General features: G+C 39.1%; 10 protein-coding genes and 1 pseudogene. 5 read left to right on the top strand and 6 right to left on the bottom strand.

Annotation, left to right across the window (positions count from 1 at the left end):
* Positions 1-149: 149 nt before the first annotated feature.
* Positions 150-791, bottom strand: coding sequence for a Crp/Fnr family transcriptional regulator (locus MZO40_RS16300; protein ID WP_042255228.1), 642 nt, complete (start codon positions 789-791; stop codon positions 150-152).
* 87 nt (positions 792-878) lie between these two features.
* Here MZO40_RS16300 and MZO40_RS16295 point away from each other — a divergent pair, with 87 nt between their 5' ends.
* Positions 879-1,439 carry a hypothetical protein gene (locus MZO40_RS16295; RefSeq protein WP_016374492.1) on the top strand — a complete coding sequence of 187 codons (561 nt, stop codon included), beginning with the start codon at positions 879-881 and terminating at the stop codon, positions 1,437-1,439.
* Positions 1,440-1,721: 282 nt separating this feature from the next.
* Here the strand turns inward: MZO40_RS16295 and MZO40_RS16290 are convergent, their stop codons facing one another.
* The gene (locus MZO40_RS16290; protein WP_252133435.1) at positions 1,722-2,348 is read right to left on the bottom strand and encodes an SGNH/GDSL hydrolase family protein; all 627 of its coding nucleotides are present in this window, start codon (positions 2,346-2,348) and stop codon (positions 1,722-1,724) included.
* Positions 2,349-2,458: 110 nt separating this feature from the next.
* Here MZO40_RS16290 and MZO40_RS17685 point away from each other — a divergent pair, with 110 nt between their 5' ends.
* The 3 genes from MZO40_RS17685 (at position 2,459) to MZO40_RS16275 (ending at position 5,302) form a co-directional block, all read left to right on the top strand.
* A complete protein-coding gene (locus tag MZO40_RS17685; RefSeq protein WP_396415503.1) occupies positions 2,459-3,127 on the top strand; it encodes an RNA-binding domain-containing protein in 669 nt (222 codons plus the stop codon).
* Positions 3,128-3,722: 595 nt separating this feature from the next.
* Positions 3,723-4,019 (top strand): DUF5839 family protein, encoded by a 297-nt coding sequence (locus tag MZO40_RS16280; RefSeq protein ID WP_056953201.1) that lies wholly within the window; start codon positions 3,723-3,725, stop codon positions 4,017-4,019.
* Between the two features lie 728 nt (positions 4,020-4,747).
* Positions 4,748-5,302, top strand: coding sequence for a recombinase family protein (locus MZO40_RS16275; protein WP_020923829.1), 555 nt, complete (start codon positions 4,748-4,750; stop codon positions 5,300-5,302).
* 1,153 nt (positions 5,303-6,455) lie between these two features.
* Here MZO40_RS16275 and MZO40_RS16270 read toward each other — a convergent pair.
* From MZO40_RS16270 to MZO40_RS17680, 4 genes and pseudogenes are all read right to left on the bottom strand, one after another.
* Positions 6,456-6,626: a hypothetical protein gene (locus MZO40_RS16270; protein WP_003554873.1), complete on the bottom strand. Its 171-nt coding sequence runs from the start codon at positions 6,624-6,626 to the stop codon at positions 6,456-6,458.
* 107 nt (positions 6,627-6,733) lie between these two features.
* On the bottom strand, positions 6,734-6,967 hold the full coding sequence (locus MZO40_RS16265; protein ID WP_003645723.1) for a hypothetical protein: 234 nt from the start codon (positions 6,965-6,967) through the stop codon (positions 6,734-6,736).
* A complete protein-coding gene (locus MZO40_RS16260; RefSeq protein WP_046811093.1) occupies positions 6,960-7,748 on the bottom strand; it encodes a ParA family protein in 789 nt (262 codons plus the stop codon). Before MZO40_RS16260 ends, MZO40_RS16265 begins: the two co-directional genes overlap by 8 nt.
* 1,280 nt (positions 7,749-9,028) lie before the next feature.
* A pseudogene (locus MZO40_RS17680) lies at positions 9,029-9,274 on the bottom strand (transposase); the annotation flags it as partial.
* 54 nt (positions 9,275-9,328) lie between these two features.
* Between MZO40_RS17680 and MZO40_RS16250 the strand changes: the two are divergent.
* Positions 9,329-9,532, top strand: a 204-nt coding sequence (locus MZO40_RS16250) for a transposase (RefSeq protein ID WP_252133433.1), incomplete at its 3' end; no start/stop codon positions are given.

Raw genomic sequence — 9,532 nt, 5'->3', positions numbered from 1 at the left:
ATCCTTTGATTCGGTCCCACTGAGCATCTTCCAGTTCGTATCGTTTAGGTGTTGTCATCGGAATGCCTCGATTCGTTTTTCCTCAGATTATACCTGAATTTTTAGTTTTCAGACAGTTCCTAGAAAAATGCGTAGTTAACCGCATTTTTCTAGCACATCGTAATCTGCCGGTTATTCACAATAATTTTACCTTCCAAAGCTAACTGCTTAAATTGACGGCTGAGCGTCTCCGGCGTAATTCCCAAAATATTGGCGAGTTCCTTCTTTTTAAGTGGTAATTCAAAGACGACTTGTCCGGATTCCACCGCGACATCCCGCAAATAAGCCATCAGACGGTCCTTTGCATCCAATAGATCACGGCGCATCTGATTTTTCTCGACTTCAATCAATTGGTTGCCAAAATTGTTGATCATCGCTAACGATAAACTCGCTGATTCTCCGAGTAACTGCTGAAAATCAGCGTATTGAATGGAACAAACCCACGCATCACTAGTCGCTTGGATGTAGCCCTGATTTTCATGCGGTGCAAATAACCAGCGCTGACCGACCACATCACCAGTATGTAGTAAGTCAATAATTTTCTCCTTACCATTATCAGCTAACGCATAGACTTTGGCCGTCCCCTCGTCCAAAATCAGCATCCCTTCTTGGTGGTCCAGCGGTTGTCGGATCAGTTGACCCTTTTGAAAAAACTTGCGATGGTGCGTCACTGTAATCAATTTAGTTTTAATTGTCGGTGACAGCGGCGCGAAAAGTGGCGAGCGACTGATACAATCCATTTTTGAGTGCATAAATTTTCCTTTCTTGACATATATCAATTTTAATAAGTTTAGAATAGCATATAATGGACTTATAATGAAGAATTGGAGGAATCATTCATGACTAAAAAATACGTTGCTAACATCGTACCACTAAACGCAGAAGGCATTGGAACGGCACCCCATGGAACTGCCACCTTTGTTGAAGACGGTGACCAATTACACGTGGCGATTGAAATGTTTGATACACCTGCAAATACGCAACACTGGGAACATTTCCACGGTTTTCCAGATGGTAAGGCGGCCCAAATTGCCACGATGGCGCAGGATGCCAATCATGACGGATTTGTCGACTTGCCAGAAACTGAACCAGTCTCAGGGACAACGATGGTGCCATTTGACAACGCCCCACATCACATGGACGTGCCAAATGATAACTACCCAGTCGCTGACGCCCAAGGCCACTTTGCCTACGAAATCGATGTGCCATTAGCTGATTTGCAAGCGAAGTTCAAAGAAGTCTTTGGTACCGATGACTTGGAACTCGACAAACGGGTCATCTACATTCACGGCGTACCACAAGACTTGGCTTTACCAGCCACCGTTGCTGGTGAAGTTGGCGCCTACGATGCACACGTCACCTTACCAATCGCGGTTGGGAAGATTGAAGTCGCAGACTAACCTAAAATTTGAAGTAAGCTAAAACATAACGACCGGATGAGCCTATCACATGACAGGTTCATCCGGTCGTTATGTTTATTTCTTTAGACTATCGACGGAAGCCTTGAAAACGCGAAATCGATTGACGATTATGGTTCCGACTGGCGAAGCACGTCCGTTAATTGTTGCCGAAAAATTGGCGTCCAGATATTCCGATAACCTAATCGGGTTGGATGAGCGTCGTCGACCATTGCTAGTGGTTGGGCGCGATTTTCAGCTTTGACCACTGGATCTTGCCAGAGGTCAATAATCGTGAAGTGCCACTTTTTTTTGTAAGACTTTCAATTGCTGCACTAATTTACCATAATTCGCATCGTGTTTTCGCACACAAGTGAAGAACACGATTGGCACCGCCCAATGCTGTTGAACATAGGCCACGATTGTTTCAATCGCTCCGAGCGTCGTCGTTTCGTCAAAGCCGTGGCGCTGTTGTGCACCCGTAACTTGCCCCATAGCCTTGTCATGCCGCCCATCATTGGTTGAAAGTTGGCAGACAAAAGCGTCCAATGGTTGGGTCACTGGAATCCGATGATAGAGCCGCTGCACATAGCTATCTGGTGCGTTACCTGCTAAAGTGGTGCCACTCACCGCTTCCTTGATGGCAATCACGCCATCCGTCGCGACGAGATGATCGACGAACGAATCTTCCAGTGCACCCGCACCGGCCGTAATTGACGATTCCAGAAATGCAATCCGCCGACCCATCAACGGTGACTTGGGATTCAATGTTTGATGGCTAGGGGCGTAACTAGGCAAATTGCCCGCAATCAACCGCCCCACCATCGTCTCACGCTGCAACTGCTTATTCACCGTTCCGACCTTGATTGCCTCCTGCAACAACTGCTTAAATTCTTTTTTGTATCGAATCATATTAAAAAATGCTCCTATGCTATTAGTTTACAGGGCAGAAGAAAATCTGTCCGTAAATCTAGCATAAGAGCACTGGACTTGAATCTAAATTAGCAAAGGGATCTCATTCTATAAAAGTTTCCGATAGGGAAACCAATATTACTCTTGTTGAGGGATTACTTGATCCAGGGTTCATTTTTAGCAAGGACGAATTAAAAAAATATAGCGATGGACAGATACTTAAACAAATACTTGAAGACAGTTCTGGCGAAACAGAACGGTTTGAATTTAAACTTGGTTTGTATTCGTTCAATCCACAGACGCAAAAGAAAGCTTTCAACACGAAACTAGTATCCAATATAGCAAAAAAAGCAACTTCTTTTGCCAATACTCCGAGTCATAAGAGTTCTTACATCATGATTGGTGTTGCAGATTCTGATTCTGATTCTTATAACGCATCTGACCTTGGAATAGAACCATTTAAGATAGGACCTATTTCCATTGTTGGGATTAAAAGAGATTTAACATTAAGTGGAAAAAGTATCGATGAGTATTATCAACATTATTTCTCAGCACTATCTCAAGAGCCTGTTAGTGAAGAGATGATGACAATGTTAAAAGACATAAAAAGTTATACCTATAACGGTGCAACAGTATTACCCATTAAAATAGATAATACTGGGAAACCTGAACCCTACAATGGTAAGTACTATCGTAGAGAAGGCACTAATACTGTTGAGCTAAATGTACCAGACTTAATATGTCTAACGCAAAATTTACAAAAACATATGGATGATTAAATCTGATATTAGAAAAAGCAGGACTTATTCTATTTTAAAAGCTCAAAAAGGCCACTAGGGTATACCTTATTGGCTTTACTTGGCTGTATGAACTGATGCCACCTGCAATAGTTCAGTAGGATTGTCCAAATTAGGCGATATTTATCAAACAGTATGCAAGCTAATTTCGTGTTTGGAGATGGTAAAGGTTTGATATACATGCTGCTGTCACCACACAGAGGGCACCAGCCCCGAATAGCCAGATTCAGTTCCAGGTCTGCCGGACCCAAGACGACGAGCAGGGTTGTTGCAATAATTACCACGAAAGAAGGTTGCCAAGTTTTTGACAAGCATCAACGCTGCAATAAGGACGGTAAGCCAACCGTAACGCCAAAAGCTGATAAAACTGCGGAGTATGCTGGTAACCCAGCAAAACCAACGATGCCGGCGCCTAAGCCAACGGTTACTAAAGTAGTTAAGCTGATCCAGACTGGTCATCACCAAACTTAATTTGATCGATTGGTGGCTTGGTTCAAATAATTGCTAGTCTGAGGGCTCAGCACGTATACTAATGGTGTTAAGAAATGACTACTGGCCAATAATGGGAGGAATCAACATGGCTGATAATGTGTTAATGGCCTATCATATTGTGCATGATCCTGATGAGCGGGCAAAACATGTTTTGAATACGAAAAAGTTGTATAAGTGGCGGATTACCGAAAAGACGAAGGGCACCCCGGTAGTTGGTAATGTGGCGTTAGTCCAAACCCAGTTTGCGAAGCGCACCCCAGTTATGATTTATGCGACGAAGGAAGTTGCCAATGATTTGAGTGACTTACAACCAGTTAAAGTCTTTACCAACAATCGTGATCAAGAGACGGTTAATCAAACGTTTGATGACCTGATGAAATAACTTAACGGCCCAAGCCAACGTGATTCACTTTACGTTGGCTTGGGCCGTTCCTTTAATTAAGAAAAGTAATTAATTATCTTCTACATGTGAAAATTTGTTGGGAATCTATTTTTAAATGTAACTTTTTTAGTTTTTTGATGTTGAATTAAGACTTTATTATATAATTCTGAGAATTATTGACTGATGTTTTTCATTTTAAACCTATTTCATAATTGTCAAGAAATGTTGTATGAGAACATATCTATGGAATAGTTAAGATAGTCGATTAATTTGACATTGTTATACTGGTTAAAAGTTGAAAAATCAGAATCTTTATAGTATCAGCAATTTTTTAAAACAATTATGTAACCTTATTCGCTCAACTAGTTAGTTATAAATTTCCCAATGAAAAAAATGTACAATTTTGGTAGATTGTAAAATTAATCCGACGCTGTTCGGACAAAAAAGATCGGCTCCTAAAAATGGGTTTGTGATAAACACCATTTTAAAGGAAGCTGGTCTTTTTTGTCCAAACACTGGTCAGACAATTTTGGGGCCTATGATATTTGGTGTTGATAGATAAAATTCATCAACACTATTCTTATACTTAAACACCAAATATCATAGAACCATAATTAACAGAGCAAATCAGGTCACAACTTAACAGTTGTGGCCTGTTTTTTGATGCTGTATAATTAAAGGGTTAGAACCGTGTCATTACTTAATGACATAAACAAGGAGAGAAAAAGATGAAATATGGCTATGCGCGGGTCAGTACCACTGATCAAAAATTAGCAAATCAAATTGAGTTACTAAAATTGGCAGGAGCAGAAAAAATCTTTCAAGAAAAGTTTACCGGCACAACTACCGAACGACCGGAGTTTCAAAAACTGTTGCGCGTTCTAAAAACAGGCGATACTTTGATTGTTACTAAGTTGGATCGGTTTGCACGGAACACGCGCGAGGCATTAGCCATTATCCAAGAGTTGTTTAAAGAAAATGTCAAAGTCAACATTTTGAATATGGGCTTAATTGACAATACGCCGACTGGCCAATTAGTCTTTACAATATTTAGCGCCTTTGCGCAGTTTGAACGCGATATGATTGTCACGCGCACACAAGAAGGTAAATTGTATGCCAAGCAACATGATCCGTTGTTTCGGGAAGGGCGACCGAAAACGTATTCTGATGAACAAATCAGATTTGCTTATGAGTTGCGAAAACAAGGCATGACTTATAAGATGATTGAACGAAAGACGGGGATTAGTAAACGCACGCAACAGCGAAGGTTTAAGTCGATTTAAAAAATAGGTGTTTTAAGAATTGAATGTTTAATTAATCACGTACAACGGGGATTGCCGCTTTATTAAACAGTTGTGAGAGAAATTTATTTAGGGATTTTAGGCACTATTTATACCTGTTGTGCTATTGAGGTTAGTTGTGATAAGGATTAATTTGTACTACAAAAGGCCTACTCAATTGTTAGTTGAGCAGGACTTTTGTGGGTATTTTGATTAGAGCTATTAACCCTATGCTAATTATAAGGCTTAGCTTTCAAATGGAACATACTATTATCCAAATTATGATTTGTTAAGGTGGTGTTGTCATAGTTACTGAATTGAATCAATTGGGCAGAAACAAGAAAAATTTAACTAAGACCATGGACACCATTCAAAATTAAGGGAACGTCATCCTAAATCTATTGCCAATGGCGGGAATTGTTGATTTTTATTTATGCCAACTCGTGACCACATCTTATCATTGGATGGTATGAATGATGTTGACGGAAAAACTAGCATTAGAGACCTCCTTATTATATATAGTAAAGGATACTAAACTCTACTAATGATGACATAGATTCTTCTGAAAGTAGCTCATCAGTCGAAAACTCTAGTTCATCAGAGTCTTCTTCTACTCAGTCTACAACTAGTTCTACAGTCTTAACTGAATCCCAAGCCAAGCAGATTCTAAGAAACTGGGCTAAATCTCAAGGCAATGGGGATGATGATTTTGGAGGTACATCACTAGATGACTTGAACGCAAGTGAAGGCGACAATGGTTCTTGGAGCTTTGTCAACGATGACGGGCTTGCTTGGGGAGTTAGTTCTACAGGTAAAATTCATGCACCGGGAGACCCAATACAATAATTATATCAACCATAAAAAAGCTACCTCAGTAATTTGAGATAGCTTTTAATTTACAACAAAACTAAAAGATTATACTTATTGCCCACATTGCTAGCCATGCAATTAGCATAATAGCACCGAACATGCCCCAATTTAGGAATATGCTGAATACAAATAGCCAGAATGCCAACTTACGTAATCCTTTAAGGTCATCGTATGAGAAGGCTGACTGACCACTAGCTTTACGAGCATTCGACCTATCAGCGTGTTGTTCGTGATGATACCATCTTGATAGTCCTAATAATTGTAATAAACTTCCGAACATTTTTCATTATCTCTTCTCTTTATCGGCCTCATTAGGGACCATTGCACTGGCAACATTATCTAGCCAGTCCTCATTAGAAGGCTCCTTGTTAGTATCGTAAATTCCTTGGATGAAGTCTTCAAACTTTTTATCGGCCAACCTTTGTTGTTCTTCTTTTTTTTTATCTTCTTCATTCATGCGTTAGCCTCCCATTTATCTCTCCACTATTAATAGTATAACGATTCCACCTAAATTAGGATTATTTACTAGTTTTTAAAAATAAATAATAAATTATTAATTTTTAATTATTTATTATTCTCGCTGAACTCGTCTGAATTGATAGCATATTTCAGCATAGAGTCAATGACATCAACGATTTTAGCGTCCTTATGATAGGCTATATCTTTAACCATCTTATACGTGCTCTCACGAACTTGTACTGGTCTAGTGACCTCTTTCTTCTGTTTAAACGGGCTCTCATTGTCTCCTAGTTGTTGGTTAGCTTGTTGTGCTAGCTTGTTTAAAAAGTCGTCAGCCATTGTTTATCTCCTCAATTCTGTGTAATTCCTCTTTTAGCACCATTGTATACATGCTAATAGCCTTCTTATCCCAATAGTCTTCATCTTTAATACCAGCATTTGAGAACAACTTTACACGTTCCTGTTGCCAAATTCGATTTATGAATACTGCATCACCGAATGATTCAGTGGCTGCCCTAGTGATTTCACGATCAACTTTAGCATCCCGTTTAACTAGGTACAGTATGACACCTGACACGTCAAAAGTTGCATGATAGTCGTTTTTAAGCTGATACATATACTGTGCTGTTTTTAGAACGGACGTATAAGCCTGTTTCTGCGTCTGCAAAACTAACGATACATAGTCACTAGCTAAAATAGCGTTGTTGGTAAAAATGGAAAGTGTCGGTGGAACATCAATAATAATGTACTCAAATTGTGATTTAAACTGTTCAATCAAAGTTTTGAGAATTAGCATGCGGTCATGGTTCCTAATCTTTTCAACTTTACCCGGCCATAAGCTAAGCGACCAATCAGCCGGAATCATTGAAACATTGTCAGTTAGTTCAATAATTGAATGAGTTAGGTCTAGCTTTAACAGTCCATTGAATAAGTCCACATTTGGCTCAGTTTTGGAATTATAAGTCGTTCTCATAATCTCAGTGGCATTAGCTTGCGGGTCTAAATCAATTAAAAGTACCTTGTGACCTAGCTCGCCTAGCAGATAAGTGTTCATAACACTAAGGGTAGTCTTACCAACGCCACCCTTGAAATTGAAGTGTAGCAAGGTTTTACAAGTCATTCTATCGCCTCCATTGAGAAAAGTATAGCACAAATAATTAATAATTAAAAATAAGTAATTTAAAATAAATAATTTATTATTTATAATTTTTCTTTGGGTTTGATGCATAGCTATTGATGTGTTACAATATCCTTGTATTAAAAAAGGCCTAGCAATCAAGCCAGACCTAAAATAACTGAATATACAAAAGAAGCCCCGCGACCTCTTAATTTCGCGGGAACCACAATAACCATGTGTTAATTGTAAGGTCTAGGCTCTCAAATTGCAAGTCTTGACATTCAATTGCTTCTCGCGGACCATTCTAGGGGACAAGCTAGAGTATAAATATAAAGGGGACACGTTTACCGGTGCGACTTCAATAACAACCGGTTATATCACATAAGGCCTTAGACAATCAGGCTGGTGATGAATGGTGAGGGCGACCATTAACGGCCCGGGTGGTAAAACGATGCTTAGGCATGGTGACCACTAGTAGCTGGTAACCGAACAAAACTAAATACGTGCTATCAGCGTCCATTAGGGCGTTTTTTAATGGGTTTAACCGAGAATGTAGGTTGATACTAGTGGTTGGTAGCAATACCGCAACTGATTGTCCAAGCGATGCCCGAACGACCGAGCGTTACAACAGGTGAGTTGCACTCTAGCTAGATAGTCATTTTAATTTTGATCGTCTGACTAGGGTACAACTCTGCACTCAACCACTTCACTCCCTCGCATTACAGCAGAGGTAAACCAATAAGTCAACTAAATTGAATAAATAAATAATAATCACAAGCCGGCTAACTAGGACAGTTTAAGCTAATTTCACAAAGTCTAAATGTGATTAAAATAGGCTTTGGATAATCTAGCTTAAACCAGCCTAATTTCACAAACTCAGCTAAACTGGCTAAATCGAACAGTGAGTTGTCTATAAACACTGCTACAATAGGCCTAACTAGACTTCACAAAGTTTAGCTTTGAATACTGTGCATTATGTTAACCTTTAAACCTGTTTCTATAATATTTTATTTTTTCGATCATTTTTGACTGCATATGATCGTTACAGGAAATCGAAAATGAAAGTTGTTTTCACAATAACATAATATTATATGAGTACTTGGTACGATTTATTAATTTTTTTGATTGCAATTACGGGGGAACTTTAAATTGATTTATGATATATCAGTGATTACAATGTTAGCGCTATTTTTGTTTTCATTTGTGGTTTTAATTAGATGGATTTTAAAAAAGTTTTTTAAAATTAATATACCTAATTTAAGTCGTATAAGAATTGTCGTTGTTTCATTTGGAAATTGTTCTTTGTGGTGGGTGGTGCGCTTGAGATGCTTATTAAAGTTCTCAATCAGGTTAGTGGAGTATAGTGATTGCCGGATAGCTGGTGGAAAGTCCATGAAAGTGAGTAAATTCGGCATTTTAAGCAGATCTTTGATTAATTTGGGATAGGTCTGATGCCAGTTGTTGGTGAACTCATTCAGTTTCAGTTCGGCTGCTTCACGGTTGGCGGCCCGATGAACTTGTTTAAGAACCTGTCTAATATCTAAAAAATCTGATATAGTTTTATTAAAAAGTGAGTTTTAGCCATGAAAAACTATCCAAGCAATATTACCCGCAAACAATTTGAACAGATTCGACCAGAGCTAGAAAGTTTTCGAAAACAAACTTTCTGTGCGATTATCTATGTCCTAAAAACAGGTTGTCAATGGCGACAAGTTCCAAGTGATTTTCCTGAATGGCATTCCGTCTATAATTACTACAAGCTTTGGTCTGCATCGCCTTTTGTCACA

The sequence above is a fragment of the Lactiplantibacillus sp. B652 genome (genome assembly GCF_023806745.1).
Lineage (GTDB): Bacteria > Bacillota > Bacilli > Lactobacillales > Lactobacillaceae > Lactiplantibacillus > Lactiplantibacillus pentosus.
The sequence above is the reverse complement of the archived record's forward strand: the minus strand, read 5'-3'. Positions and strand labels throughout refer to the sequence as shown.

Coding starts and splice junctions, on each gene's coding strand:
- MZO40_RS16295 (WP_016374492.1), top strand. CDS start 879: ATGACTAAAAAATACGTTGCTAACATCGTACCACTAAACGCAGAAGGC.
- MZO40_RS16280 (WP_056953201.1), top strand. CDS start 3,723: ATGGCTGATAATGTGTTAATGGCCTATCATATTGTGCATGATCCTGAT.
- MZO40_RS16275 (WP_020923829.1), top strand. CDS start 4,748: ATGAAATATGGCTATGCGCGGGTCAGTACCACTGATCAAAAATTAGCA.
- MZO40_RS16290 (WP_252133435.1), bottom strand. CDS start 2,348: ATGATTCGATACAAAAAAGAATTTAAGCAGTTGTTGCAGGAGGCAATC.
- MZO40_RS16260 (WP_046811093.1), bottom strand. CDS start 7,748: ATGACTTGTAAAACCTTGCTACACTTCAATTTCAAGGGTGGCGTTGGT.
- MZO40_RS16265 (WP_003645723.1), bottom strand. CDS start 6,967: ATGGCTGACGACTTTTTAAACAAGCTAGCACAACAAGCTAACCAACAA.
- MZO40_RS16300 (WP_042255228.1), bottom strand. CDS start 791: ATGCACTCAAAAATGGATTGTATCAGTCGCTCGCCACTTTTCGCGCCG.
- MZO40_RS16270 (WP_003554873.1), bottom strand. CDS start 6,626: ATGAATGAAGAAGATAAAAAAAAAGAAGAACAACAAAGGTTGGCCGAT.